General features: G+C 55.3%; 25 protein-coding genes. 15 read left to right on the forward strand and 10 right to left on the reverse strand.

Translation table 11 applies throughout. The features are described from left to right. Positions 1-153 precede the first annotated feature (153 nt). On the forward strand, positions 154-945 hold the full coding sequence (locus tag ACYVC2_RS19950; protein ID WP_461104974.1) for a hypothetical protein: 792 nt from the start codon (positions 154-156) through the stop codon (positions 943-945). Between the two features lie 20 nt (positions 946-965). On the opposite strand, the gene ACYVC2_RS19955 is transcribed toward ACYVC2_RS19950, so the two are convergent. Then, positions 966-1346 (reverse strand): hypothetical protein, encoded by a 381-nt coding sequence (locus ACYVC2_RS19955; RefSeq protein ID WP_461104976.1) that lies wholly within the window; start codon positions 1344-1346, stop codon positions 966-968. 164 nt (positions 1347-1510) lie between these two features. Next, entirely contained in the window at positions 1511-1654 is a 144-nt protein-coding gene (locus ACYVC2_RS19960) for a hypothetical protein (protein WP_461104978.1), read from the reverse strand. A 346-nt stretch (positions 1655-2000) separates the two neighbouring features. On the opposite strand from ACYVC2_RS19960, the gene ACYVC2_RS19965 reads away from it, so the two are divergent. Further along, positions 2001-2645, forward strand: a complete 645-nt coding sequence (locus ACYVC2_RS19965; protein WP_461104980.1) for a response regulator — start codon at positions 2001-2003, stop codon at positions 2643-2645. Here ACYVC2_RS19965 and ACYVC2_RS19970 read toward each other — a convergent pair. Continuing rightward, the gene (locus ACYVC2_RS19970) at positions 2642-4735 is read right to left on the reverse strand and encodes a tetratricopeptide repeat-containing sensor histidine kinase (RefSeq protein WP_461104982.1); all 2094 of its coding nucleotides are present in this window, start codon (positions 4733-4735) and stop codon (positions 2642-2644) included. The two genes, ACYVC2_RS19965 and ACYVC2_RS19970, sit on opposite strands and share 4 nt — an antisense overlap. 181 nt (positions 4736-4916) lie before the next feature. Between ACYVC2_RS19970 and ACYVC2_RS19975 the strand changes: the two genes are divergently transcribed. The 4 genes from ACYVC2_RS19975 to ACYVC2_RS19990 are packed head-to-tail and all read left to right on the forward strand — an operon-like array spanning position 4917 to position 6105. Then, positions 4917-5096 carry a hypothetical protein gene (locus ACYVC2_RS19975; RefSeq protein ID WP_461104984.1) on the forward strand — a complete coding sequence of 60 codons (180 nt, stop codon included), beginning with the start codon at positions 4917-4919 and terminating at the stop codon, positions 5094-5096. Continuing rightward, positions 5096-5236 carry a hypothetical protein gene (locus tag ACYVC2_RS19980; protein ID WP_461104986.1) on the forward strand — a complete coding sequence of 47 codons (141 nt, stop codon included), beginning with the start codon at positions 5096-5098 and terminating at the stop codon, positions 5234-5236. Before ACYVC2_RS19975 ends, ACYVC2_RS19980 begins: the two co-directional genes overlap by 1 nt. Before the next feature lie 58 nt (positions 5237-5294). Next, positions 5295-5813 carry a carboxypeptidase-like regulatory domain-containing protein gene (locus ACYVC2_RS19985; RefSeq protein WP_461104988.1) on the forward strand — a complete coding sequence of 173 codons (519 nt, stop codon included), beginning with the start codon at positions 5295-5297 and terminating at the stop codon, positions 5811-5813. Positions 5814-5832: 19 nt separating this feature from the next. Then, positions 5833-6105, forward strand: coding sequence for a DUF4242 domain-containing protein (locus tag ACYVC2_RS19990; protein WP_461104990.1), 273 nt, complete (start codon positions 5833-5835; stop codon positions 6103-6105). Between the two features lie 123 nt (positions 6106-6228). Here the strand turns inward: ACYVC2_RS19990 and ACYVC2_RS19995 are convergent, their stop codons facing one another. Continuing rightward, positions 6229-6360 (reverse strand): hypothetical protein, encoded by a 132-nt coding sequence (locus tag ACYVC2_RS19995; RefSeq protein ID WP_461104992.1) that lies wholly within the window; start codon positions 6358-6360, stop codon positions 6229-6231. A 275-nt stretch (positions 6361-6635) separates the two neighbouring features. Between ACYVC2_RS19995 and ACYVC2_RS20000 the strand changes: the two genes are divergently transcribed. After that, positions 6636-8825 carry a bifunctional alpha,alpha-trehalose-phosphate synthase (UDP-forming)/trehalose-phosphatase gene (locus tag ACYVC2_RS20000; RefSeq protein ID WP_461104994.1) on the forward strand — a complete coding sequence of 730 codons (2190 nt, stop codon included), beginning with the start codon at positions 6636-6638 and terminating at the stop codon, positions 8823-8825. A 193-nt stretch (positions 8826-9018) separates the two neighbouring features. Here ACYVC2_RS20000 and ACYVC2_RS20005 read toward each other — a convergent pair whose 3' ends face one another. Further along, positions 9019-9588 (reverse strand): response regulator, encoded by a 570-nt coding sequence (locus tag ACYVC2_RS20005; RefSeq protein WP_461104996.1) that lies wholly within the window; start codon positions 9586-9588, stop codon positions 9019-9021. 408 nt (positions 9589-9996) lie between these two features. Between ACYVC2_RS20005 and ACYVC2_RS20010 the strand changes: the two genes are divergently transcribed. The 3 genes from ACYVC2_RS20010 (at position 9997) to ACYVC2_RS20020 (ending at position 11686) form a co-directional block, all read left to right on the forward strand. Then, positions 9997-10488 (forward strand): response regulator, encoded by a 492-nt coding sequence (locus ACYVC2_RS20010; protein WP_461104998.1) that lies wholly within the window; start codon positions 9997-9999, stop codon positions 10486-10488. Positions 10489-10605: 117 nt separating this feature from the next. Further along, a complete protein-coding gene (locus tag ACYVC2_RS20015) occupies positions 10606-11130 on the forward strand; it encodes a hypothetical protein (RefSeq protein ID WP_461105000.1) in 525 nt (174 codons plus the stop codon). Positions 11131-11314: 184 nt separating this feature from the next. Further along, on the forward strand, positions 11315-11686 hold the full coding sequence (locus ACYVC2_RS20020; RefSeq protein WP_461105002.1) for a hypothetical protein: 372 nt from the start codon (positions 11315-11317) through the stop codon (positions 11684-11686). 158 nt (positions 11687-11844) lie between these two features. On the opposite strand, the gene ACYVC2_RS20025 is transcribed toward ACYVC2_RS20020, so the two are convergent. After that, positions 11845-12210, reverse strand: coding sequence for a hypothetical protein (locus tag ACYVC2_RS20025; RefSeq protein WP_461105004.1), 366 nt, complete (start codon positions 12208-12210; stop codon positions 11845-11847). 249 nt (positions 12211-12459) lie between these two features. Between ACYVC2_RS20025 and ACYVC2_RS20030 the strand changes: the two genes are divergently transcribed. Next, positions 12460-14043, forward strand: a complete 1584-nt coding sequence (locus ACYVC2_RS20030; RefSeq protein WP_461105006.1) for an ATP-binding response regulator — start codon at positions 12460-12462, stop codon at positions 14041-14043. Positions 14044-14058: 15 nt separating this feature from the next. Here the strand turns inward: ACYVC2_RS20030 and ACYVC2_RS20035 are convergent, their stop codons facing one another. After that, positions 14059-14259 (reverse strand): hypothetical protein, encoded by a 201-nt coding sequence (locus ACYVC2_RS20035; RefSeq protein WP_461105008.1) that lies wholly within the window; start codon positions 14257-14259, stop codon positions 14059-14061. A 163-nt stretch (positions 14260-14422) separates the two neighbouring features. On the opposite strand from ACYVC2_RS20035, the gene ACYVC2_RS20040 reads away from it, so the two are divergent. The 4 genes from ACYVC2_RS20040 (at position 14423) to ACYVC2_RS20055 (ending at position 18356) form a co-directional block, all read left to right on the forward strand. Further along, the gene (locus ACYVC2_RS20040) at positions 14423-15190 is read left to right on the forward strand and encodes an SDR family oxidoreductase (RefSeq protein WP_461105010.1); all 768 of its coding nucleotides are present in this window, start codon (positions 14423-14425) and stop codon (positions 15188-15190) included. Between the two features lie 5 nt (positions 15191-15195). Further along, positions 15196-15705 (forward strand): SPW repeat protein, encoded by a 510-nt coding sequence (locus tag ACYVC2_RS20045; protein WP_461105012.1) that lies wholly within the window; start codon positions 15196-15198, stop codon positions 15703-15705. Between the two features lie 447 nt (positions 15706-16152). Beyond that, complete coding sequence (locus tag ACYVC2_RS20050) at positions 16153-17808, forward strand: hypothetical protein (RefSeq protein WP_461105014.1); 1656 nt, start codon at positions 16153-16155, stop codon at positions 17806-17808. 11 nt (positions 17809-17819) lie between these two features. Next, positions 17820-18356 carry a T9SS type A sorting domain-containing protein gene (locus ACYVC2_RS20055; RefSeq protein WP_461105016.1) on the forward strand — a complete coding sequence of 179 codons (537 nt, stop codon included), beginning with the start codon at positions 17820-17822 and terminating at the stop codon, positions 18354-18356. A gap of 100 nt (positions 18357-18456) precedes the next feature. Here the strand turns inward: ACYVC2_RS20055 and ACYVC2_RS20060 are convergent, their stop codons facing one another. From ACYVC2_RS20060 to ACYVC2_RS20070, 3 genes are all read right to left on the reverse strand, one after another. Next, the gene (locus ACYVC2_RS20060; RefSeq protein WP_461105018.1) at positions 18457-20229 is read right to left on the reverse strand and encodes a hypothetical protein; all 1773 of its coding nucleotides are present in this window, start codon (positions 20227-20229) and stop codon (positions 18457-18459) included. Between the two features lie 192 nt (positions 20230-20421). Beyond that, positions 20422-22041, reverse strand: coding sequence for a RagB/SusD family nutrient uptake outer membrane protein (locus ACYVC2_RS20065; RefSeq protein ID WP_461105020.1), 1620 nt, complete (start codon positions 22039-22041; stop codon positions 20422-20424). A 16-nt stretch (positions 22042-22057) separates the two neighbouring features. After that, positions 22058-25480, reverse strand: coding sequence for a SusC/RagA family TonB-linked outer membrane protein (locus tag ACYVC2_RS20070; RefSeq protein WP_461105022.1), 3423 nt, complete (start codon positions 25478-25480; stop codon positions 22058-22060). Between the last annotated feature and the right edge of the window lie 8 nt (positions 25481-25488).

Consider the following 25488-nt stretch of genomic DNA (forward strand, 5'->3'; position numbering starts at 1 on the left):
GTGTATTGTATCACCGACCGTCCCGGTCGGGTGTTAAGCAGAAACTTCTCGCCCGACCGTCCCGGTCGGTGATACAATACTTTAGATAAAATATCTTGTATGTAAATTTCTCTATATATTCGTCTGTGTATGATGTTGTAACTACAGCCCGTTATGGGAAGCTTTTCGATCCAGATTCCGCAGCCCTGTCATGAACGCTGGGCCGATATGCAACCGACTGAGCGCGGTCGGTTCTGCGCCAGTTGCCAGAAAACAGTAGTCGATTTCACCGGCCTCTCCGATGCGGAAATCATACGACTGCTCAGTCGACATCCGGAAACAACCTGTGGACGGTTGCGAAATGAACAGCTCAATCGCCCGCTCTACGTGTCTGAACCTGGTTCGGGGCCAGTGTGGCGGCACTGGCTTAGTCTGGTTGCGCTGGGATTATTTGGCTGGCAAACGGCCCGTGCTCAGGTCAGTCGGCCTACCCGCCACCCGCAGCTGATGGCTCAACGCCAGACACCGGTGAGCGCCGGGATTTCCGTAGCCCCAATTCCGGTTGAGACCGCCGGTGGGCCGGAGAAGATGTGGACGATTACCGGGCGAGCGCTGCTTCAAGATTCTGTCGGAAACATAACGCCCTTGTCCGGTGCTGACGTAGCACTTGGTGGCTTTAAAACACAGACGGATAGCGCAGGAGCGTTTACAGTGTCTTTCCCTAAACTGACGCGGGCGACGGATCTGACGGTCTTTGTCTCGGCTCTGAATCGTATTCATAATCGGAGTCGTATCCATGAGCGGATTACGTTCGATGTTTCCCCGTTTATGAGTTCGATTACGCTGCCTGATCTGGTGATCAACGCGCCCACGTGGGCGCCAGCCCGGAACATAACGGGCGGTGGTCTGATGATCGTTCGAAAGCCCTCCCTATGGCAGAAGGTGAAACGGAAACTGTTTCGCTAAGCTGAACCTGACCGGCTTTACTACCTGACTTCGATTCGCGTCAACTCGATAGGGCTCCCAATACTGTTGTCGGATTCCATTCCCGGATAGGTCAGCGTGTAGCCGTTGATACGAACTGCCAGTCGATCTTTTTTGTAGGCATCTGGTAAATTACAGGCTACCCAAGGAACATTGAGACCCGATACGTCAGGCTGATCCAGGTAAAAAATCGTGAAATTGCCAGCAGAGGTAGTATACGACTTGGCGATAACGATCGTCTCTACTGCCTTCAACTCTTTCACTCGTGTATACATAGTTGTAGCGTCGTTGCAGCCCCAAAGATCGACGGGCATGATCGTTTCGTCGGAATGGCAATTCGTTAACGAAATAAAAAGCAGGGGCAGAATCGGTAAGGGTCTCATGGGGTCAGTCTGTTTGTTCATATGAACCACGACGACCTGTAAACGTTGGAATGATTACGATTGATAAACAGGGATTATCTCAGTGGAGATTGTCCAGGCTAGCAGCCAATTTTCAGATTGTTATATAGAGATTACCACTCATCTGGCTCTTGGCTGGTTGCCGGTTACCCGAAAAATAGCAGCCAGGTTAGCAGGACAAACAGCAGCAGACTACCCACAAACGCCAGTTGCCGGATGCGCGAATAACGCACGTATCGGCTGTTACCGGCTATCAGATTCATCAGTTCATTGATCCAGTGCGTTAGCATAAACGGCCCAATCGTTTTCAATCGGCTAGTTCGGCAAAATACCGTTGCGGTCGGTTATCGACATGTTATGATTCGGTTAAGCTTACAGCCCAGTCGGTCAGGCCAGCAAACACACATCGGCTGGCAGCCTGCCGCAACCCAGCATCCGACGAATGAGCGAACGGTTGACCGTTGGGTAAAAAAGGTAGTTGTAAAGGTGGAGCGGCCTTCTATCTTCAAGGTTCCCGGTCGGCGTCTGCCGGAAAGCCAATTCAGGATCAGGTCGATGGCATCCTGAACCCTGGGCCGACGGCACTGGTAATGCAATGCCCGGCGGGTAGCACTACTGACTATTCTCGTTTTCCCAATGATACCTTATAATCTTGTTTTACTGGATGATCATCAGGTTGTACTGGAGAGCCTGGCGAACCTGCTGGCCACCTCCACCCGGTTTCAGGTAATCGGTATGGCCAACGACCGGCTTTCGCTACTGGATGTACTGGAGCAGGCCGAGTCGGGCCGACAGACCGTCGATGTGCTGATTACCGACCTGATGCTGCCCACATTGACAGGAACCGACCTGATCGTGCTGGTGAAAGCCCGGTACCCACACGTAGCGGTGCTGGTTCTGTCGGGCTCCGACGACCCCGTGCTGATCCGGCAGGCGCTACAGGCTGGTGCTGATGGCTACGTGACCAAAACCGCCGACAAAAGTGAGCTGTTCGATGCGATCCAGGCCGTTGCAGTCGGCCGCCGGTACATCGACAGCCGGGTTTTTCCGCTCAGCGAATCGACGCCAGCTACCGTTGCCGACAGCCCACTGACCGAGCGCGAAGCTCAGGTAGCCTGCCTGATCCTGGAAGAATTATCGAGCACGCAGATTGCCGAGCGGCTGTTCATTTCTTTCAACACCGTAGAAACCCACCGCAAACGGATCTACCAGAAATTAGGCATTACAACGGCGCTGGGGCTGATGAAATATTCGCTGGGTCGGGGCGCCCTGAAGTGCTAGAACGACAGCAGCAGCCGGGCGGTAGTGCCATTTTTCCGGCTCGACTCGATCCAGAACTGAGCCCCGATGGCTTCGGCACGCTCCCGAATGTTGTGTAAGCCCATGCCCGCTTCCTGTAGGTGATCGTTGCCGATGCCGTCGTCGATGACCTGAATGGCCAGCCAGTTGTCATGCCTGACCAGCCGCAGGTGGGCCTGTTGCGCCTGAGCGTGCCGCAGAATATTTGTGCAGAGTTCGAGGCAGATCACGTACAGGTTAAATTTGACATCCGGAGCCAGCGGCAGTCGGCCCGCCGATTCATCTGTGAGCGAAAACGCGGTTTTACCCACCAGGTTGAGCTTTTTCACCAGCCCTTTCAGCGAAACCACCAGTTCCTGCTGAAGCAACTGTTCCGGTATGAGGTTGCGCGAGACCTGCTGAACCTGGGCCACCGCGTCGTTCAGCAGGATGAGGCTGTTTTCGTACAACTGCTTATCGCGGGGTGGCAGCCCTTCGGCATCGATGGTCTGAAAGGTCATTTTGGTCGCGCCGAGCAGGCTGCTCACCCGGTCGTGCAGCTCGGTCGCCACGCGCTTCCGCTCGATGGTCTGCCCTTTGATCAGCGCCATTTCAATCTCCCGGTTTTTGGCCTGTAGCGCCCGGTTGGTCCGTCGCAGGCGCAGGCTGTAATAGAGCAGGAGCAACCCCAGCAGGCTGATGATAATAAGGCCGACGAGCAGCAGATTCCGCAGGCCTTTCTGAGCCGACAGTCCTAGCCGCAATTGATCGATCTTCAGTTGCTTGATCGTGGCCTGCTGGGTTGCCTGCTTCTGGGCCGAAATGGCCTTCAGTTGCTGGGTTTCCAACTGATGCTTCAGGGCACTGGTCTGCGCCCGCCGAAGCAGTTCATTGGTACGGAAGGTGCTGCTGAGACGATCGATTTCCGCCTGTTTGGCCAGGGTCTGATACCGCTGGTTCTGAATGAGCTGTTCGTGCTGATAGGCGGTTTCCAGCCGTTCGCGGTCGTATTTGGCTTTGATGCGCAGGCTTTCTACCTGATTGATGGATTGCTGCTGTTCCCGCATTTTGGCGTTGTAAAGCCGCTGATAGGCAAAGGCATTTTTCCAGTCTTCCAAATGCTCGTAACTTCTGATCAGGACCGAATAGGCGGTGAGCATCGGCGCATACACCTTCTGGTTTTTAACCAGCGCTTCTTTGGCGCTGGCAATGGCGTCGGTATACTGAGCCAGACCCAGGTACGCTTCGGACAGATCGGCCAGGGCATCGGCCTGGGGGAGGGGTGCTTTGAGCTGATCCCAGTATGCGGCCGATTGTTTCAGAAGCGGAACCGCCTGCGCAAATTTATGCTGGGTGGTATACAGCAGCCCGATGTCGTTGAGCAGATACGCTTTGTTCGAAACCGATGCTTTGTGCTGGTTCAGCAGTGCCCACGCCAGCAGGTAATGCGTTTCGGCGTTTTCCAGGTCTTTCTGCCCTTTGTAGGCTTCGGCCAGGTACTGGTGCAGGCTGGCCAGGTGCAGCCGTTCGATTTTTGGGTCCTTCTCGAACCAGCGGATGCTTTTCTGCAGGTATGATACCGCGTCGTTGTACTCGCCGATCGTGCTGCTGATCTTGCCCAGGTTCCGGTAAATCCGCCATACGTATAGGCCGTACTGTTCGGGCGACGTATCGACCAGGGCCAGCAACTGATAATTCAGTTTGATGGACTGGGGATAGTTGTTTTTGAAATCCCGGTAGTAGCGCTCATTTTCGAGGAGCCCTTTAATCTGGTATTTGATATTCTTTTTCCGCTCGGCCAGTCGGATCAGGCGATTGGTGATGAGCAGAGCGCTGTCGCGGTGGGTCATGCCGCTGTAATGCACGTACGCCAGAAAATGCAGGTACTCCAGGCGGGCCGTGTCGACCCGTGGGGTTGGGCGCAACTGATCGAGCTGGCGCAGGCGCGTGCGGGTAGCCTGCAACAGACTATCGACATAATGCCGATCCATCCGGCGGTCAAAATCGAAAGGTGGTGTATCATAGCTCTGAGCCCGCAGGGAAAGGCAGATTCCCGGCCAGCAGAGCAGCAGTACGTAGTGACGCAGTTTCATTGTATTCACCAAACGGCAAAATCCTTCTCATCGACTCCTTCGCGTGGCCTTCCAGCCCCAAAATCACTGAATTCAGTGACTCCAAATCACGGATTCGGGGGATTTACGGGTGTCTGGAGACGAGCGACCTTTGTGCCGTTAATTCTCTGATATACAACCTAAAGGTAATTATCTATCCCTCATGAAGTTTTCCATCTTAGGACTGGCTTATTTAACGGTCATCTGCCGAATAGCCACCGCTCAGCACGCTGAGCCGATTCCTTCGCCCAACGGTACTTCCCCGTCTGCCATCTCGGCCACTCAAATAGCCAGACAGACTGATCAACTGCCCATTACGTTTACACTTGATACCATCTATTGATGAAAACCCTGCTTATTTCGCTGGTCGCCCTACTCTGCGCGGTCCTTTATTTTCGCTCGTTCCGCTTCGACTTTCTCGATTTGACCGGTCCACAATCCGACATTACCTGGGAAGATATTACCGAAGATCTCTGTCCGTAAGGCATCGGGCCGCTCGGTGCATGAGCGTGGTTCCCGATTCATATACACCACTAAATAAATGATTCGATTTCGTCATCATCAACTACTCAATCTGACCGTATTTTGTGTACTGTCAGTCTGCGGGGCCTTCGGGCAAAGCATTCAGGGCCGTATTACCGACAATACGGGGGCGGGTATCGCTGGCGTACCGGTCGTGGTTCTGAATACCGAAACCGATACAACGACCGACTCCACAGGGGCTTATCGGGTTCAGCTAGCGCCGGGTTCATACACGCTTCGTTTCGGTTTTGACCGCTTCGACGTGGACAACGTATCGGTTGTGCTAACGGACGACATCCCGGTTACCGTCGATGTCAACCTGTCGGAAGAACACTCCCGGCTCAGTAAAGTCTACGGAATGCCGCTACCGGAACCCCGTAGACAGACCACTAACGAGATTGATCCAGATTATCGATTTCCGGATAGCCGGATGAATACGTGCTCAGAATCGTTTTCGCGGCACGTCAATCAGCAGGATAAACGTGGAGACCAGCGACCACGCCAAAAACGGGGCGTAACCGAAAAGCCAGACGAGTAGGAATGTAAAAACAACGACCATGCCAAAATATGTCATTGAACGGGAGATTCCCGGTGCCGGCTCCCTGAGTGCCGATGAACTGAAAGCGATTTCGCAGACCTCCTGTGGGGTGCTGAACAACATGGGCCCGCAGATTCAGTGGGTTCAGAGCTACGTAACGGGCGACAAGATTTACTGTGTGTATAATGCGCCCAATGAGGATATGATTCGCGAACACGCCCGGCAGGGTGGTTTCCCGGCTAACTCGGTCAGTAAGGTGTCCACCATCATCGATCCGACCACGGCCGAGTAGGCTACCATCGCGGGAATAAAATCACCGGACTGCGGGCTTTTTTAGCTGCAATCCGGTGATTTTCGTTGGCTGCCTACCCAAATCTGGCAAAAGCGCGCAGGCGATGACCAGCCTGTCGGGTGCTTAGTCGTCGCCCTCTACATCGACTCCAGACTCAATGGCGGCCGCTTCGTCGTTGGTCGTAGCCGAGTCGAAATCGGTTGAATCGAAATCGGTTTGATCCAGGGTCGTTTCCTGTGGCTGCTGATTTTCCATAACTGGTTCTGCTGGTTTAAACGTACATTATCCGTAAAACCTGAGCATGGACGTGAAGTTGCCGATACCGTCATTAGTAAGGTACTGGCCTAAGGATGGCTGAACTACGCTTGCCCGGAAACCAGGCGACCGCACTAATACAGGCCGTTCATTCACTTTTTGCGTCAATTGTCCCGCCCTTTGTTTCACTTGCCCGGGAAAAGGGTTTACCTATACCGCGCCGAACGGTCAGGCAATCATAGCCGACCAAGTCTTCGGTGCGAATTCCCTATAGTATGCAAGACAATCGTTTAGTCATTATTTCGTACCGGCTACCGTTTTCCTTTAAAACCGAAAATCGGGTCACAACCGTCAAACCCTCGGCGGGCGGGCTGGTAACGGCCGTCAAATCGCTGGATTTTCCGGATTCGGCCCCCAAACCCGTCTGGGTTGGATGCGCCGACTTCTCGCCAGCGCACTGGAAGAAGCACAAACACCTGGTCAATGACGATTTCGAGTATGTCCCGGTGTTTCTGGACAAAGCCACCAACAAGGGGTTCTACAATGGGTTTGCCAACTCGGTGCTCTGGCCGCTTTTTCATTATTTTCCCACGTACGTCGACTACCACCAGGAGTACCTGACGGCCTACCAGACTGCCAATCAGACTGTTTGCGATACCGTTGCGGAACTGTTGCAGCCCAACGATCTGGTCTGGGTGCATGATTATCACTTTCTTCCCCTGCCCGAACTGATTCGTCAGCAACAGCCCTCGGCGACCATCGGCTTCTTTCTGCATATCCCGTTCCCGTCCTACGAACTCCTGCGCCTGCTGCCTGGTGCCTGCCGTACGTATTTACTGAAAGGCTTGCTGGGAGCTGACCTGGTGGGGTTTCATACCACCGACTATCAGGTCCATTTTCTGGAGTCGGTGAAGGTGAGCCTGGGGTTGTCGCATCGCCTGGGCGTCATAGCGACCGATCAGACGAGTGTAAAAACCGGAGCCTTTCCCATTGGTATCAACTACAATTTGTTTCATGCCGCTTTTGAGCAGGAAGAGGTGGTGCAGGAACGGCAGGAGTTAAAGCGATCGTATCCGTACAAAATCATTTTCTCCGTCGATCGCCTGGATTACACAAAGGGCGTGATGCAACGACTGGATGCGCTGGAGGTCCTGCTTCGGCAAAATCCGGAGTGGATCGAAAAACTGGTTTTTATTCTGGTAGTGGTACCCTCCCGCGACCAGATTCAGACCTACGGCGAGCGGAAGCAAATGATTGAGCAGGCCGTAGGGCGAATCAACGGGTTGTTCGGTACGCTGACCTGGCTGCCCATTGTTTACCGGTACTCGGATATAAGCTCTCAGCAGCTATCGGCTCTCTATTCGGCCTGCGATGTGGCCCTGATAACCCCTGTCCGCGACGGCATGAACCTGGTTGCCAAGGAGTTCATTGCGTCCCGGCAGGATCAGCAGGGAGTTCTGGTGCTGAGTGAGCTGACGGGGGCGGCCAACGAGCTGGGCGAAGCCCTGCTGGTCAACCCACTCGACGAATATGAGGTGGCCGGGCAATTGCTGAACGCCCTGACGATGGACCCCGACGAACAGCGGGAACGTATGGCGATCATGCAGCAGCGCATAGCCAGTTACGACGTCCGGCAGTGGGCCCATGACTTTATCGACCAGTTGACGGGGCAGATTCAGGCGTCGGCGGGGCAGGGAGCTAGCCTGAATGAAACCGATCGACAAGCAATGCTGGAGCAGTACGCAAAAGCCAGCTCGCGGCTTTTTCTGCTGGATTACGATGGCACCCTGGTTGACTTTACGGCCGACCCGGAGGAGGCCAGCCCCCCAGCCGAAGTGCTCGATCAGTTGAGCCAGCTGGCGGCCAATCCCAAAAATAAAATCGTGGTGATCAGTGGGCGACCTGAGCCAACCCTGGAGAAATGGCTTGGGCAACTGCCCATCGATCTCGTCGCAGAGCACGGCGCGTCGGGCCGGCGGGATGGCGTCTGGACGCGGCATGGGGCCGACAACCAACCCTGGAAAGCGATGCTACGCCCAATTCTGTCGGATTTTGTCAGCCGATGCACCGGTTCGTTTATCGAAGAGAAAGAAGCTTCGCTGGCCTGGCATTACCGCGGAGTCGGCGAGCGCATGGGGTTCGAGCGGTCCCGCGAGCTGATCGACCTGCTGGACCATCTGCTGCCCAGAGAACTGCGGGTACTGGACGGTCAGAAAGTGGTTGAGGTAAAAAGCCAGGAGACGAGCAAAGGAAAAGTAGCCAGCCAGTGGGCAACGGACCAGCCGGATGCGTTTGTGGTAGCGATTGGCGACGATCAGACGGACGAAGACATGTTTGTCGCTCTGGCCGACAGAACCCCCTATACCATCAAAGTTGGGTCGCTGGCTACCCAGGCGCACTACCGGGTTGAGAATGTCAGGCAGGTGCTGGCTCTTTTAGCCGAGTTTGCCACACATGCCGAATAGCGGTCTTGTAGGAACTAAGGCCTATAAATGAGTCGGTCGAGTACAGGCCCTCTCACGAGCGGCCACCTGTCGGCACGGGCATACCAGTTGAGCTTAGCTTTATCGGTATGCCCGTGCCGACAGGTGGCTGTGTGCATACCAGTTGAGTTTGAGGCTGTCCGAGGGCAATCGTAAAGCACCGAAATGGAGTCGATTATTTAGTGGAATGCCCCTGCCAATATTGATCTAATTGGGTAAACTGCTCTAGCCAGCCCATATACGTCGTCGGTTTGACCAGATAAGCCGTGCTGGCGTGCTGAAAGCAATCGGCCATATCTTCCTGGGCACTGGAGCGGCTGAGTATAATCAGCGGAATGGGTCGATAGTCGGGGTGGGCCTTCACCGACTTCAACACATCGATGCCGTGTTCGGCCTGGGGTAGGTATAAGTCGAGCAGGATCAGCTTAGGTAGTTCTTTTTCGGCCTGGTGGCAACTGTGCAGATAAGGCATAACTTCCTCCGATGTCGAAAGCCACACCATCTCGGCCTGTGGATAGCGTTGCAATAAAGCCCAGCGGGTCAAGAACCATTCGTCTACGTTGTCTTCAACGACCAGAATGCTTTCCTGTAGAGGAGTTGGTTGATGCCAATCTGTCGGATAGTCAGTTTCCTTCGGAAAATAAGTCTCATACACTTGGGCCCGATACCGGGCAAGTTGTCGGTAGAAGGATTGAACGGAGAGATCCCGCTGAAAAGCCGGGTCCTGATCGGATGAATGCCTCATAAGACAAGGTAGTATAGGGAGCTTTTTAATAAGGAGTGATGTATCCTAAAGGTAAAATCTTACACAACAGCAATTTACAGAAACAGTGAAAAGTAAGGTAACGGGCTGTCGTTGCCAATACGTTTCCCCCGCCTGCCCCGATGGGCTCCTGAACTTACCCGATAAGCGAAAATTAGTAGCGATCTGGCCAGCCGATGGACCGTTGGTTCACTTTCCAACAAGTTTTGAACTTCGAAAAAAGACATCGATGCAGGGAAACACTTATTAATGAACTGATTGACAGAGGATAGTATATCCTATTTACGCCGGCTTTGGCGAACGCTGGTCTAGGCAATACCGTAAGTGCCGGGTCGATTTCCTGCCGACTGGGTTATAGTTCTGATAACCGAATCATCCTCCAGGCGTCAAATGATGAAAAGTAAAGCAAGTTATTCTCCGACTAACGTCAACTTTACGGCCGCCAAAGTGCTGATTGTCGACGATAATGCGGATCAATGGGCACTGATCCGGCCAGCCATGCAACAGTGCATGCCAGAAGTCGAAGCGGTATATGCGCCGACGGCAGAGCAGGCCCTGGCTCTGCTTGAGCAGTGGCAGACGCTTGAATGGGAAGTTCCCAAACTGATTTTACTCGACCTATATCTGCCCTACAACGCCAACGGCTGGCATGTGCTTAAAGCCATCAAAGCTTTCAAAGCGCCAATCGATCAGATTCCGGTCATTGTGTTTAGTTCCTCGGCCTCAGCGGTCGATATTGCCACCTCCTATAGCCTGGGCGCATCGGCCTACGTGGTCAAACCGACTCAGTATGAAGACTGGATGCTGTATTTCACGCAGATACGGGCTTATTGGTGGGAAACCGCCAGCCTGCCTATCATTCAATACAATGTGCTGGGGTAAACCAGACCGACAAGCTGGCTGACGCGTTTTATTGGCTCATCGCTGCTTCAGTTCGTACCTGGTCAGGTGGGGCGCCTTGTTTTGTTTGTCAACTGCAAATGCGGCATACCGATTTCGATGTTACTCTTACTTGATGGATTTTTTCGGGGAATTTACTGCCGCAGGGTAGGCTACTGGGTAGAAGACTGTGAGAAAGCATTCGAGCTATTGAATGAACTCGTCAGGCAGGAGTGGGTAGTTGAGCAGGCCATCCTGGCCGAAAACGGGGCACGACTTCGCCTGCCCGTCGAAGCGTTTGATGGCCGGTCTGTACGGGCACACCTGCACGCTCTGCAGCAACAGTGGGAGCAACTGCTCCAGCACCCGCCGAAGCTGACGGGCCGGGCTGTCCGGCAACGAGAGCAGTATTTACAACTGGATGCGTATTACAACAGGTTGCTGAGGCATTTAAGAAAACAGCTTTTACAGGACCAGGTCAGAGAAAGTCAGCTGGCTCAGTCTAAGCCAGATACGATTCACGTAAGCAGTCAGGAAAATCGATTACTGGAGCGAACCCGGTATTTATACCAGCAGACCCAGGAAAATCGTCGACGTAACTGGTACCGGTTGCAGGCTCTGGAGCTACAGGCTAAAACGGACTGATTGGCTAGCCTGGCCTTCGACACTGGTAGAGAGACGGCTGGCTCTGCCGCTTTTCCGGAGCCTGCCGTCCTGAACACAACCAGGTCCCACAGCCTCACTTCCGTTCTCCTCTCCGAACCGATTTATGAGCGCATCGGTATTGATCAGTACGAGTGCTTAGCCAACGCCCAAACAACGTCAACCCATGAAGTATTTACTGCGTGTTCTTTGTCCGCTATCGGTCAGCTGTTTAATTGGCTGCGACACTGGCGTCCGGGAGCTGGATTTCATCAATAAACAATTTCAGGCTACGTATAACCTCGACTCAACCCGCACCATCGACAGCACACGGTTAGCGGCTCTGCGCAACGCAAAAGCCGTTTATAATTTCAGTGAGGACGGAAAAGGAACGACTCACATTCAGATGGGCATGGTATCGAACGACATTCCGTTTACGTGGAAGGTCCAGAACGACAGCCTGTCTATCAATAAGGCGGTGTATCTGGTCCGCAAGCAGAATAGAGGGCTTGTGCTGGTCAATGACTCGGTCAAGCTTTTTTTTAGCCGACAGCCGTAGCCAGTACCGGTCCGGAAAGGCTATTGGGCGGGACAGCGCCTGAACCCAAGTCGGTGTGATCGGCAACCTGGGCGACGCTTCCGAAAGCCGCACAAGTGCCGACACTACCGTTCTTTCGCGTACCCCTGGCCCCTCTACGGGCCAATCACCTACGCCCTTTATTGCCTGACGGGTTGCCGCGAGCCACTGCTCGTGCTGGTACCAATCGGTTTCCGCGGGCCCGCAGCCTGCTGATTGACGACTTTGCCGGATTGTTTCCCCGAGCCGTGTTCTGCTGTGTTCTGCTTCTGTTGATTGTGCCCCTGGCCAGTGGCAGCCGAAGCGGCTTTCGACTCCGAACTGATGGTCAATTCGTTGCTTCGCCCGGCAGGCGTAACCCGCTTACTGGGAGCCACATGAGTTGCTTTGGGGCTGGTCGAACTCTTTCCACTGGCATTGTCAGGCAGATTACCACCCGACTGGGCGTAGGTATGGGCGGTAGCTATGGTCAGCAATAGGACTACCGGTAAGGATGTTGCTTTCATACGTTACAAATCAAGCTGGGGTTTCCAATAAGTATTCCCCTGTTTAACGGACCAGCAGGGAAAAAAGCTGGAGCCCATGAGCAGGAGTGAGGAAAAGGGCAACTCACCGAATCCGCGGATTGCGGGACCGTTTACCAACTACTTTAAACCCTGTGCTGATGAGCAGGTTGCAGAACAATGGTCACGTGCGCTTTTAACTGACTCCGTTCAGGCTCGTCGGCCAACCACCAGGTTTGACTAAGGGATTGTATGGCTAATGAGGCAGAATCTTTCGATTCCTTTCCGGATCGATCAGACGTAGAATCAGACCATAAACGGCTTCAAAAAGCGCTACGCCAGTCGGAAGAGCGGCAGCGGCTGATACTGGGAAGTGCTAAAGATTACGCCATTTTTACAGTCGATCTGGCCCGCCGGATCAGCAGCTGGAATGCCGGCGCTCAGGCAATGTTCGGGTTCGCAGAAAATGAAATCCTGGGTCAACTGGGCGACATCCTGTTCGTTCCGGAAGACCGGGCTACGGGCCAGCCTCAGGGCGAGGCTCAGAAAGCCATTCAGGAGGGGCGGGCCGAAAACGAACGCTGGCATCAGCGCAAGGATGGCTCGCGCTTCTACGGCTCCGGCGTAACGACACCCTTGCGTGAGGAAGACGGGGTGATTGGCGGGTTGGTCAAAGTTATGCGCGATCTGACCGCCCAGAAGCTGGCCGAAGAAGCCCTGCAGGCCGCCGACCGACGAAAAGACGAGTTTCTGGCCATGCTAAGCCATGAACTGCGTAATCCACTGGCCACCCTGCACAATACCCTGCTGTTGCTGGAACTGACCCAGGGCCAGGACCCTAGCCTTCCCTTGCCGAAAGCCCTGGGCCTCATGAATCGGGAAGTGCTTCATCTGGAACGTATGGTCGCCGATTTGCTCGATGTAAGTCGCATCAGTCGCGGAACGGTTCAGTTGCAGTGGGAACGGATCGATCTAAGGGCACTGATCACCAGAGCTGTGGAAGTAGTGCAGGCTTTATACCACTCGGGAAATCGCCAGTTGATAGTCGCATTAACTCCCGGACCTGTTTACGTGAAAGGCGACTCCACCCGGTTGCATCAGGTGCTGGTGAATCTGCTTACCAACGGCATTAAATACACACCGGACGGGGGCCACGTCTGGCTTGCCCTGGAGCAACGACCGGATAAGCCAGAAGCCATAATCCGTATTCGCGACGATGGTATCGGCCTGGCCGCCGATCAGCGGACGAGTATTTTCGAGGTATTCATGCAGGTAAACAATTCATTGGATCGACCACAGGGGGGGCTGGGGCTGGGCCTGACCGTCGTCAAACAATTGGTCGAACAGCACGGTGGCCGCGTCGAGGCCCGGAGCGAGGGGCTGGGGCTGGGGAGCGAATTTATCGTTCAATTGCCATCGCTTCCCGTAGAATCAGGGTCGGGGGCAACTAGAGGGTCCCGCTCCGCCGAAGCTTCCTTTCGGGTACTGGTCGCCGATGACAACCGCGATCTGGCCGATACAACGGCGATGCTTCTCCGCCGGTCGGGCTACGACGTTCATACCCGCTACGGAGGTGAGGAGGCCGTCGTAGCTGCCGAACAGTTACGGCCCGATGCGTTGTTGCTGGATATCGGCATGCCCGGTCTGGATGGCTACGTGGCCTGTCAGCAGATTCGCCAGCAGCCGTGGGGAAGCGCCATTTTTATCATTGCCCTGACCGGCTACGGGCAGGAAGAAGACAAACGCCGGACTCGCCAGGCCGGTTTCGATGCGCATCTGGTCAAGCCGGTAGACTTTCAGGAGCTGACCAGTCTGCTGGCCTCGCTGAAAAAGTAGACGCAACAGGTTCTTTCAGACGACCAGGGCGGTCTGGCGCAGCGGACCCGGATCGTGTGCCACACGTATTCTGGGCTCGTAAGTCCGCATCCGGTCGGACTGGTAAACCGCGCCCGATGCGTTCGGATCGTTGCTACCGGAACGGGCAGGGGCCATGATTCTCTCCCTCCGCACGGCTTCTGTGCGGCTACCCCGTTTCCTCAATTTTAAGCTCATTTTACGGTTTTACGGTCGTCTGACCGGTTAAAAAAGCGAAGACGAGCGAAAGTCGCTAACAAATGTAGGGGCAACAGGACCTAACCGTTTAGTGGTCGGGCCGGCGCACAGCTCGCTGGCCGACGCCCTATAAATCAACCCAAACGACTAAACATACCCAACTATGGACAACCCAACCAAAGCCGTCAATCCACACACGAGCGTCGAATCGCTGATCGATAAACGTATTCTGCTATCAGGGGGCACCACCGGAATCGGCCGCGCCATTGGCCAGCTGATGAGTTCCTATGGGGCGCGGATTTTTACCTTCGGGCGGCATCCGGAACCGCTGGAGGAAGCGCTCTCGGCTATGCGGGATGCAGGTGGCCAGGCCGACGGGATGGTGGCCGACGTGGCCACATCGGCGGATATTCGGCGAGTGGTCGAGCAGGCCGAAACGACGCTGGGCGGACTCGATATTCTGATCAACTGTGCCGCTTTAGGAGCAGAGTCCATCGCCGAAATGGCCGATGAAGACTGGCGGTACGTCATCGACACGAATCTGGTGGGTTATCTGGCGCTCACCAAAGAAGCCCTGCGGTTAATGGAGAAGCAGGGCGCCGGCCATATCGTGTTGATTGGTTCCATGAGTGCCCAGGTCCGCGAATCAGGCTCATCGGTCTATGTCGCTACCAAATCGGCGATCGAGGGCTTTGCTGAAAGCCTGCGCAAGGAAGTCAATGAGAAAGGGATCAAGGTCAGCCTGGTCGAGCCCGGTGCCGTCGGTTCCGATATGCAGCCAACCACGCCGGAAGAAGAGCAAGTCGCTCAGGAAAAAGGAGAAATGCTCAAAGCACAGGACATTGCCGTTTGTGTGCAGTACATTCTGACACAGCCCAAACGCTGCGACATTGTCGGGGTTCAGATTCGGCCGCATCTTCAACTGATCTGACGCGTATGTTCGATTATCCAACGCCACCGTTTCGATCCTCGGTTTTTTCGACCCGAGTGCATGCCGTTTGGGACTACCTGGCGGGGCTGCTGCTGATCGGTTCGCCCTGGCTGTTTGGGTTTGCCAGCGAGCCGCGGGCGAAAAGGCCCATCGTGGTGGCCGGGGGACTGGTGCTGTTGCTGGCAACGGTGACTGACTACGAAGGGGGGCTGTTCAGGAAAGTTCTGATGACGCTTCACCTGGGAATCGGTAGTCTGCTGGGTGCGTCGCCCTGGTTGGGTGATTTTACCGATCGGGTCTACCTGCCGCATTTGTGCCTGGGGTTACTGTGGCTGCTGGCGGGCCGATCGTGGGAGGTTTCGAGGCCGGTTAGAAATGAATTGAACTGGGCGAAAATCCCGCTCGGCGAAATCCAGCTTTTTCCCGTGCGAGCTATTCGTTCTGGGGTATCGATTCCGAAAAGCAGATGTGTCTGGACCTACTGTCGAAAGGGAAAATGGACGCCCGGAAACTGATCACTCACCGCTTTCTGCTGGATGAGGTCAATAAAGCGTTCGAAACGGCCGAAGATAAAGAAAAGACGCATGCGGTCTTTATGGCACTGATCGTTTGATGGAATAAGGTTTACTGATGGAGCGGGCTGTCGATCTCAATAGGATGGGCAGCCCGCTCCGTTGTTAATGACAGTTTGACAAAAATGAGCAACCATGAGCACCGACGCGCTATGATGCCGTCCTGGTTTCCTCCTCGATTTGGGCCAGAACCGCCGTAGCCGTCCGGTTTGGTCGAAAAATCACCGGATTCGGGGAGGGGGAAATCACGGAATCCGGTGATTTTTTGGCCAGCTGAAAGCCGGAATTTTGCCCTGTCAGGCTAAGAAGTCAGACAGCCTGCCGCAAAGCGGAGCCCTGGCAACCGACGCAGGCAAGGTTCTTGAACAACCCATTAACACCATTACTTTTATGCGTAAACACCACTACTTCTGCTTCCTTTCGCTGGTACCCGGTGCGCTGCTGGCGCAGGGAAATTACGTCGCGAACACGGCTAACAAAAGCACACCCGGTATCTACAACACCCTGGTAGGGCCCGGTGCCGGAGCCGCCGGGCCGATCACCGGCGACCGGAACACCATAACGGGCTATAATGCGGGGCTCGTGCTGACCTCCGGTTACTGGAATACCTTCAACGGCGTCGATGCTGGTCGGTTCACCACCTCCGGGGCTTTCAATACCTTTATCGGGAAGGAAGCCGGGCTCTTCAATGTCAATGGCAATGCCAACACATTCGTCGGGGCGCTGGCCGGCTACAGCAATACATCGGGGGTGGTCAATACGTTTGTGGGCTATCAGGCGGGGTATGCCAACACTACGGGCGCCTACAACAACTTTTTGGGTTATGGAGCCGGACATGAAACCACGACCGGAAACGCCAATGTGTTTATCGGTCACATGACGGGCTATTTGAATACCACGGGTCGCTACAACATTTTTATGGGCTACCAGACCGGCTACAACAACACCACGGGTTATGAGAACACCTTCATCGGTTTCGAAAGTGGCAAAAGCAATACCAGCGGCATCGACAATGTCTTCCTGGGCCATCAGGCGGGATTCAACAATACCACGGGGGTCGATAATGTGTATACGGGCGTGGCCGCCGGCTACCTGACAACCGTGGGCAAGTATAACGTATTTATGGGGCACAACGCGGGTTTGTTCAATCAAACGGGTTCGCAGAATACGTTCCTGGGCCATCAGGCCGGGTATAATAATACGGCTTCGTCGAACACGTTTGTGGGCTATCAGACGGGGATGAACAATACGGGCGGCACCAACAATACATTCGTGGGAGCCAGCGCCAACGTACCGTCGGGGTCCAATTTAAGCAACGTAACCGTGGTAGGATACAACGCCCAGGCGACCGCTTCGAACTCGGTTATTCTGGGCAACGAAGCCAGTGTAGGAATCGGCAACACGGCTCCGCAGAACAAACTGGAGATTACGAAAGGCGTTGCCAACCAGTCGGGCCTGCGGTTCACGAACCTGACCAGCAGCTCGCCCGCCCGCCTGCAGAACCAGACCCGGTTCCTGACCGTCGACGCCAGTGGCGATGTGGTGCTGGCCAGCCTGAACAGTTCCAGCCGGGAGGGTGCAGCATCGGCTCCGTGGCAGGCCAGCGGAGAGAATCTGCAGAATACCAATGCAGGTGGGGTCTTGATTGGCAGCGGCATCAGCAAAACCCCAGCGGGTTATCGGCTTTACGTTGCGGACGGCATCCTGACCGAGAAAGTAAAAGTAGCCGTGAAAAGCACCGACGACTGGAGCGACCGGGTTTTTGAGAAAGGGTATACGTTGAAAAGCCTGCAGGAGGTAGAGCAGCATATTCGCCAGCAGGGCCATCTGCCCAGTGTCCCGTCGGCGGCTGAGGTGGTCGAAAAAGGTATAGACCTGGGAAAAATGGATGCCAAACTGCTGGAAAAGATCGAAGAACTGACCCTGTACCTGATCGGGCAGCAGCATGAACTGGAATCGATGCGGCAACAGAACAAACAACTGCACGAGCAGAGCCGCCGGATGGCGGAACGGATGGCCATACTGGAAACGAAAGTGAATCCTTAACGATAACCCTCATGAAACGTATTTTAGGCCTCCTAAGCCTGCTGTTGCTGGCTCGTCTGGTGGTTGCGCAGGAATACCGTCAGCAGCTTAGCCTGAGTCGGGCGGTCACCTCGGGTGTCGTCGGCGAGAAGGCTACGGAATCGATTGCGGCCCGCAACCGGATAAGCGGGGGCGCTACGGCAACCTATACGGCCGGTCGGTCGGTGAGTCTGCAACCCGGCTTTTTCGCGCTGACCGGCTCGGTCTTCCGCGCTACCATCGAAACCGTATCAGCGCTGGGCGACAACCTCAACGTGTCGGTGCGAGCCTACCCAAATCCATTCGCCGGGCACACTACCATCGAGTATCACCTGCCGGTGGGCGGGCCAGTGCGGCATACGCTCCTGAATGCCAGCGGACGGGTACTACGGCAAACAGAAACCACCACCGAGTCGTCGGCTGGCACTCACCAGACGCAGATCGACGCCAAAGACCTGCCGACGGGCGTGTACCTGTACCAACTGACCGTAGGCGCTCACACGCATACCCTGCGGTTGATCAGAAAATAACCGGCTTTGCTCGTAAGCGGACAGTCTTTTGACGAATGAAAGCGAGCGGACTCGATTTACTGCTGAATCGAGTCCGCTCGCTGGTTAAAAACAGACCCACTCAGCCGATGGTCAGCGTATGTTCGAAGGGGGTGATGCCCGTCAGGTATACATGTACCCCATCGGTGCGCAGACTGCCGAAATGCGAGGAGTAGAGCTCGCCTTCGAGTCCCGTCAGCTTGCTGTGTTTGAAACTACCCGGCCCGAAGGTGATGGAATCTTCACCAGTCTTGTATTCGCCCGAGCCCTGTTCCAGTGCGTAATTGTCCGTACCCGCCAGCTTGGTCAGACCCGTCAGTGAGCCGCCTTCCCGAAAGCAGAGTTCGATCGTTACATGGACGCCCGCTTCGCTTTTTACGCTGAACGTCAGCTTGTTGGAGCCATTCTTCTCTTCGGCTACAATGGTCGTTTCCAGCGTCTTTACGTTGCTCTGCGGCCGGTGCCCGAAATCCATCTTGTTCCAGAACCGCCCGTCGGTGCTGGGCGAATGGGCGTAATTTCCGTCGGCTCGTTTGTAGTTGGCTGGCAAGGGCTGATAATAGGGTACTTCGAGCTTTTGGTGTAAGGTATACTTCCCGTTCGCGTGCGTAATGCCCTGGCTGTGAAAATACCCGGTACTGAAAAAGTCGGTGGATAAGCGCATGTATTTCAGGATGGCCGCGCCTTTGCGGAAACTGAAAAAGTTCGGACTCGTCGACCGGCCCGACGCAATGATGATCGGAAAATCGGCTCCGCCGAATAGCGTCGTCGTGGTGGTGTTATGGCGAATCCGGACCAGGTTGGTCTGCCTGAAGAATTTTTCGAAGTTCACCGAAGGCGCTTTCGGAGCAGGTGCCGGCTTTTTATAGATCGGTTCTTCCAGATAATATACCAGCAGGTCCGGCAGCAGCCGTTCGGTAAAGCCGGGAAGCGTCTGAATAAACTGAGCGATGGCCGCAAACTCAGGATTGGTATCCTGAATGGCCAGGTACTGGTAATCGTGGTAAAAATTCAGGATGCCGATCGGCGCAAACTGATCCTGCCGTCGCGAGTCGACCGTGACCAGTTCGCCATTGGGCTCGCAGTGGTAGTAGACGAGCATGAGGTTTTTACGAACCGGCTCCAGCAGTTTCGGCATAGACAGCAGGCGCGCCATGGTTACCAGCGCCCGGTCGATGACCGCCGAATAATTCATGCTCCGTTCCAGGTAATTGCCTTCATCATCGATGAACACCCCTTCCGAAAGCCATTCGTGAATCCGCTTGAGGTAGCCCGGATCGGGATAGAGCGCGTTGATTTTTGCCAGCGCAGCCGATACCACCCAGCGGTGGTTCGGCGTATGAACACCGCCCGTTTTGAGTGCTTCGCCCGCTTTGACGATAAAGTCTTTCAGCCCGGCTTTCACCTCGGTTAAGGCCGGCTGACTGTTTTGCCGAAGGATGGTGGCGGCTGCACAGAGGGGCTCCAGAATAAAGGCTGTGTCGGGTGGGGAGGCTAAATTGCCAAAATCGAGGGTGCCGTCTGTATGCTGGGCTTTCAGTAGAAACCGGATAATTTTGGTCATAGAAGTCGCCAGCTCCGTCTTCTGATAATACTGCGAGGTCGGTTCGCAAAAGGCGGCTGCCAGATTCGCCAGGTCGTAGCCCGAACGTCGTTTTACTTCCGTAATGTCGGTCGCCAGCGTCTGCATCAACCTGGCAACCTCCGCGTTGTTGGCCGCCACCATTTTCGGGTAGAACGCATCGGCCAGCCAATCTGACGGCCAAGCGCCCCAGGTTGTGCCCGAAGAAAGACCGACCAGCGCGCCCGCGCTCAGAAACTGGTGTAAAAACGATTTTCGGGTAATGGTTTCCATTGAGTAAAAGGATTAAACGAAACAGAGTCGAACTGAAGGATTCTGTGTGTCTGAACTGACTTAATCGTATGAATAAAAAACTGATTGACATTGGCGGGATGGTAGTACAACCCCTTCCGGGTCGACTATTTATAGAAGCTGGCCTGGCTATAAATAGTCGACCCGGAAGGGGTCGCAATATACTTAACCGGATTAATACCCTGGGTTCTGGGTCAGTGCCGGGTTGACCGTAAAGGCGGTTGTCGGAATCGGGAAAATTCGTTTGTTGGGGTCGGCGTCGGTTTTGAACCCCCACCGGCCCTCATACTTCCCGAACCGGATCATGTCGTTCCGGTGCCAGGTTTCCGAGACAAACTCGCGGCAACGTTCGGCATAAATATCCTCCAGCGTGACGCTGGATAAGGCCGCCGATGTCGTGCGGTTGGCGCGTAACTGATTGACCAGCGAAAGCGCCGTTTGCCCCTGCGTAGCCGTGCCGCCCCGCAGCATCGCTTCGGCTTTCATGAGCAGAATGTCGGAATACCGAAAAAGAGGAACATCGTTGTTCTGATTGCGTGAGGTCGAGCTGGCGTCGGGGTAAAACTTGATGTTACGATAGCCCATGTTCCAGGCGATTTCGTCGTTGCCCAGGTCGAAGGTAGCGACGTCCTGCCGCAGAATGATGTTCGGCGTCAGGGTTACCTGGTAAGTGTAAGGCGTGGCCCCGTCTGAGCCCGTATAGAACTGATCGTAGCCTTTTTTGGTCGTCGTGACCGTAACGGGAGTCACGCCGTCGCTCATGAACTGCGGACCCGTCAGCCACTGGCCGTTCCGAACGTCGTTGGGGTCGTTGAAGTAAGCATAAAACTCCGGCAGCGTACTCCGGGCCGAACTGGGCGTAAACGGCAGGTTGAACTTCTTGGTCTCCGAGCGTGGAACGTCGTAACGGGCGTGGTACATCATGCCGTTCGTGCCCGGCATGGCCGTAGCAGCCGGGTCGTAGGGAATGGCAAAGATGAACTCCTTCATCTGCGGCCCATTGTTCGGGTAGAACATCTGCAGGTACGAGGATCGGGGCTCCAGCGCGTACAGGCCCGAGCTGATGACACTGTCGCAGGCAACGACGGCCTCCGAATAGCGCTGGGTACCGGTGTAATATTCGGCGTTGAGGTACATTTTAGCCAGCAGCGCAAAGCCGGTGTACTTATTGGCTCGCCCGTAAACGGCCTGACCACTGGCCCGGCTCAAATACGGCAGCGCGTTTTTTACTTCTTTCTCGATGAAACTGAATACCTGCGGACGAGCCACGTTCGGATGGGGGGTAAAATCACCATAGGTTGTATCGATCGGCACATTGCCATACAGATCCATCATCATAAAATAAGCCAGTGCCCGCACCATCTTCAGCTCGGCCAGGTTCTTGGGCTTATCCGTAGACGAGGCCGGGATGGTCTGATTCAGGATCGACAGAGCCTGGTTGGTTGTGCCAATCACCGTCGATAGCCAGCTCCAGGTGCTGTTCGTTCCGCCATGATCTTTCGTCCAGCTGTGGTAGTGCCACATCAGATACCCCTGGTTATCATACCAGTTACCCCCGCGGGCGGGCAGAATCGCTTCGTCGGTACTTAACGACTGCATGAACCAGTAGTCGAGCGAGAAATTACCCCGTAGAGCCGCATACGGCGGCCCCGACGCCTGAATGAACTGCGACGAGTTCTGGGGGAAAATGGCGGGCGTCAGTTCGGTCGTGACTGGCACCACCAGATCATGGCAGGCCATCGTCAGGGACATGATCAGCAGCAGTAACGCGCTGGGAAATGCTATCTTTTTCATGGTTTCCGCTATGAGGTTAGAAGGACACGTTTACACCCACCAGAACGGTCCGGGTTTTGGGATAGAAATTGTTCGAATCGACGCCGGGGGCAATGCCACCCTGGTTCACTTCCGGATCGATGCCTTTGTAACCCGTGATCACGAAAGCGTTGTTGACGGTCGCATACACGCGGAGGTTTTTCACGTACTCGCCCAGCTTTTTAAAGTTGTAGCCCAGAGTAGCGTTGTCCAGTCGAACATAACTGCCGTCTTCGATGAACCGGGTCGAGTATTTGTAGGCATTGACGTCGCTGGGCGATTCGTTGGCTACGTCGACCAGAATGTTGGTGAACTGGGCCGTGCTGGGTCGGAACAGATCGGCGCGGGTAGCATTGAAAATCTTGTTTCCGAACACCCCGCGGAAGAACACGTTGAAGTCGAAGTTGCCGTAGCGCAGCGAGTTGGTCCAGCCGAGCAGTAGTTTCGGTTGCGGACTGCCCGAGTAGCGGTAGTCGGTCCCGATCACCGGGGTGGTGGTCAGGTTGCCGTTATGATCGAGGTACTGCGAAACGCCCTTTTCGTTTTTGCCCGCGTACTGCAGCGTGAAGAACTCGCCCAGCGGCATACCCGCCTTCAGGATCTGCAGCGTACTGCCGGTCTGGCCGGCCCCTTCGGGCTGGGTCGTCCGGGTCGAGTCGCCCCCGACGAACAGCGGATTGGTCAGGCTACTGATTTTGTTGGTGTTGTGCGCCAGGTTGAGGCCGGTCGTCCAGCTGAAGCGGGTGGTTCGAACGGGCGTAGCGCTCAGGCTGAACTCGATCCCTTTGTTGCTCATGTTGCCGCCGTTGGCGATGATGCTGCCCACCGGCACCAGAATCGGATCGACGCGGTACGAGTAGATCATGCCCGTCGTGGTTTTGTCGTACCATTCGAGTGAGCCGTTCAGCTTCCCTTTCAGTACGCTGAAGTCAACGCCGATGTTGGCCGTGGCGGTTCGTTCCCATTTCAGATCGGGGTTCGATGCCTGCGTAGGTCCGTAGGCTGCCGTCTGCACACCGTTGTAGTAGTAGGTGCCCAGGCTACCCGAGATGACCTGTGCCGTGTAAGCATTGAAGCCCGATGAGTTGCCCGTAACCCCGTAGCTGGCCCGCAGCTTCAGGTCGTTGAATATGGTCTGGTTCTGCATGAACCCTTCCTGGCTGATGCGCCAGGCTGCGCCCACCGCCGGGAAGTAGCCCCACTGGTTGTTGGTCCCGAAAACCGAGCTGCCATCGCGCCGGATCGAGCCCTGGATCAGGTATTTGTCTTTGTAGTTATAATTCAGGCGGGCAAAGTCAGAGATCAGCCGGGTTTCCTGGTAGATTCCGTCGGACCCGAAATTGACCCGGTAGGAAGAAACCGCGTACGGATTGCTCAGCGCAAAGTTATTGTAACCGATGTTATCGACGGGGAAGTTGGTACTCGACGTCTGGAAACCATCGCCCGAAACCGTTCCCTGCCAGGAGTAGCCCAGCACGGCATTGATGGTATGCTCGCCGAACGACTTATCCCAGGTCAGAAACGTTTCCAGCACTTTGCGCGTGGTCTGGTAGGTATTGCGCAGTGCCGAGCCATTGGTGCCGAAGTTCAGCAGCCCGTGGACGGCCGGTGGATCGGGGTTGTTGTAAAAGTTGGCACTGTTGTACTGCGTAAAATAGCTGTCGTACGACTCGCCATGCAGGGACGTGTTGTTTTGATACGACAGATTCAGGTCGTAGGTCAGGCCGAACGGCAGGTTGACGTGCGTATTGAACGAGCCCACCAGGTTGTTGTACTTGGTGTTGTCTTTAGCGTGATTGATGATGGCTGCCGGGTTGAAATAGCCTGTATTCTGGAAGTTCTCGAAGTAGCTGCCATCCGGATTCATGACGGGCGACACGGGCAGGTGGTTGATCATCTGCAGCAACACGTTGTTGCGTAATGGCGTGTTGTTGGCGTTGCTGTTGGAGTTGGTCACGTTCAGGCTGAACCGGATGCGGTCATTCAGCGCATACTGGTCGACGGCCAGGCGGGCAATGACCCGGTTGAGCGAACTGCCCTGCAGAATGCCCTGCTTGTCGAGGTAGTTGATGCTGGCGCTGTAGGTGCTGTGGTCGGTGCCGCCACTGATCGACAGGTTGTGGTTATTCGAGACGGCCGAGCTTTTTTCGACGGCATTCTGCCAGTTGGTGTTGGCACCTTTATCATCGACCGGCGAGAAGGACTGCCCGTTTTTGGTCAGGAAATCGCGTAGCTGGCCCGCGTCCATCATGTGCAGTTTGCTGGATACGTTTTCGATTCCGGCGTAACCACTGTATGTAATAACCGTCTGGCCTTTTTTGCCCCGCTTGGTCGTCACCATAATGACCCCGTTGGCGGCCCGGTTGCCGTAAATAGCTGTTGCAGCCGCATCTTTCAGCACGTCGATGGAAGCAATGTCATCCGGAGCAATGATCGAGATGTCGGCACCGGGCACTCCGTCGATTACGTAAAAAGGTCCCTGCGAACTGTTGATGGTCGACGCGCCCCGCAACACCACGGCCGCTGGGGCATTGGGGTCGCCACTGGCCGAAATGTTCAGGCCCGGCACTTTACCCTGCAGGAGCTGCCCGACGTCGCTGATGGCCCCACGGTTTAGCTCCTCGGGCTTGACAGTGCTGATGGCGCTGGTCAGGTTTTTGCGCGACTGCGTACCGTACCCGACTACCACTACTTCATTCAGCGATTTTTCGTCCGTCAGCAGTTTGACGTTCAGGGTGGTCTGCGTGCCGACCCGAATTTCCTGCGGCTGATACCCCACGAAGCTAAATACCAGCACCGCCGAATTGTCGGGCACCGCCATCCGGAAGTTACCCTGCGCGTCGGTGGTAGTGCCTTTGGCCGATCCTTTCACGACGATGTTGACGCCCGGCAACCCTTCGCCCTTGGCGTCCCGTACCGTTCCCGTAACGACCTGATCGGCCACCGCCGGTTCTTTCGATTCAGCGAGTGCCGATGTTTTGAGCGCCAGGTCCGAATCGAGCGAGACCGGCAGCGTTTGGGGTTCGGCACTGGCGACGTTGGTGGCCGAGGTGGCCGTTTTGGTGCGCCCGGCTTTGCTGGCCTGGATGAGGTAGGTATTCTTTTTGACTTTTTTGTAGCGCAGGCCCAGCGGTTGCAGCAGACGCTGGAGTTCCGACTCGATCGGTTGGTTAAAGTCCAGAACAGGCGTCATCAGCCCTTCGATGGCTTTGTCTTCGAACAGCAGATCGACCTGATAAGCATCTTTCAACTGGCCCAGTACGTCTTTAAGGGGTAAGTACGTCGGTAACTGAAGTTTCTGAAGCGGGTTTAGGCCGGGTTTCTGATACCGCTTCGCCAGCACCTGCCCCGAGGCCGGCCAGATCTGCACGGCGAGCAGGATCACGAAAAAAGGATGAAAGAGTAGGGTATTTTTCATCATAAAGTGCA

It is taken from the genome of Spirosoma koreense (assembly GCF_054777875.1).

Bases quoted from the DNA above. Each gene is read 5' to 3' on its own strand.
- ACYVC2_RS20030 (WP_461105006.1), top strand. From the start codon at position 12,460: ATGGCTAATGAGGCAGAATCTTTCGATTCCTTTCCGGATCGATCAGAC.
- ACYVC2_RS20005 (WP_461104996.1), bottom strand. From the start codon at position 9,588: ATGAGGCATTCATCCGATCAGGACCCGGCTTTTCAGCGGGATCTCTCC.
- ACYVC2_RS20040 (WP_461105010.1), top strand. From the start codon at position 14,423: ATGGACAACCCAACCAAAGCCGTCAATCCACACACGAGCGTCGAATCG.
- ACYVC2_RS20065 (WP_461105020.1), bottom strand. From the start codon at position 22,041: ATGAAAAAGATAGCATTTCCCAGCGCGTTACTGCTGCTGATCATGTCC.
- ACYVC2_RS19960 (WP_461104978.1), bottom strand. From the start codon at position 1,654: ATGCTAACGCACTGGATCAATGAACTGATGAATCTGATAGCCGGTAAC.
- ACYVC2_RS19980 (WP_461104986.1), top strand. From the start codon at position 5,096: ATGAAAACCCTGCTTATTTCGCTGGTCGCCCTACTCTGCGCGGTCCTT.
- ACYVC2_RS20010 (WP_461104998.1), top strand. From the start codon at position 9,997: ATGATGAAAAGTAAAGCAAGTTATTCTCCGACTAACGTCAACTTTACG.
- ACYVC2_RS19970 (WP_461104982.1), bottom strand. From the start codon at position 4,735: ATGAAACTGCGTCACTACGTACTGCTGCTCTGCTGGCCGGGAATCTGC.
- ACYVC2_RS20060 (WP_461105018.1), bottom strand. From the start codon at position 20,229: ATGGAAACCATTACCCGAAAATCGTTTTTACACCAGTTTCTGAGCGCG.
- ACYVC2_RS20020 (WP_461105002.1), top strand. From the start codon at position 11,315: ATGAAGTATTTACTGCGTGTTCTTTGTCCGCTATCGGTCAGCTGTTTA.
- ACYVC2_RS20055 (WP_461105016.1), top strand. From the start codon at position 17,820: ATGAAACGTATTTTAGGCCTCCTAAGCCTGCTGTTGCTGGCTCGTCTG.
- ACYVC2_RS19990 (WP_461104990.1), top strand. From the start codon at position 5,833: ATGCCAAAATATGTCATTGAACGGGAGATTCCCGGTGCCGGCTCCCTG.
- ACYVC2_RS20015 (WP_461105000.1), top strand. From the start codon at position 10,606: ATGTTACTCTTACTTGATGGATTTTTTCGGGGAATTTACTGCCGCAGG.
- ACYVC2_RS20035 (WP_461105008.1), bottom strand. From the start codon at position 14,259: ATGAGCTTAAAATTGAGGAAACGGGGTAGCCGCACAGAAGCCGTGCGG.
- ACYVC2_RS20025 (WP_461105004.1), bottom strand. From the start codon at position 12,210: ATGAAAGCAACATCCTTACCGGTAGTCCTATTGCTGACCATAGCTACC.
- ACYVC2_RS19965 (WP_461104980.1), top strand. From the start codon at position 2,001: ATGATACCTTATAATCTTGTTTTACTGGATGATCATCAGGTTGTACTG.
- ACYVC2_RS19950 (WP_461104974.1), top strand. From the start codon at position 154: ATGGGAAGCTTTTCGATCCAGATTCCGCAGCCCTGTCATGAACGCTGG.
- ACYVC2_RS19995 (WP_461104992.1), bottom strand. From the start codon at position 6,360: ATGGAAAATCAGCAGCCACAGGAAACGACCCTGGATCAAACCGATTTC.
- ACYVC2_RS19985 (WP_461104988.1), top strand. From the start codon at position 5,295: ATGATTCGATTTCGTCATCATCAACTACTCAATCTGACCGTATTTTGT.
- ACYVC2_RS20000 (WP_461104994.1), top strand. From the start codon at position 6,636: ATGCAAGACAATCGTTTAGTCATTATTTCGTACCGGCTACCGTTTTCC.
- ACYVC2_RS20050 (WP_461105014.1), top strand. From the start codon at position 16,153: ATGCGTAAACACCACTACTTCTGCTTCCTTTCGCTGGTACCCGGTGCG.
- ACYVC2_RS20070 (WP_461105022.1), bottom strand. From the start codon at position 25,480: ATGATGAAAAATACCCTACTCTTTCATCCTTTTTTCGTGATCCTGCTC.
- ACYVC2_RS19975 (WP_461104984.1), top strand. From the start codon at position 4,917: ATGAAGTTTTCCATCTTAGGACTGGCTTATTTAACGGTCATCTGCCGA.
- ACYVC2_RS20045 (WP_461105012.1), top strand. From the start codon at position 15,196: ATGTTCGATTATCCAACGCCACCGTTTCGATCCTCGGTTTTTTCGACC.
- ACYVC2_RS19955 (WP_461104976.1), bottom strand. From the start codon at position 1,346: ATGAGACCCTTACCGATTCTGCCCCTGCTTTTTATTTCGTTAACGAAT.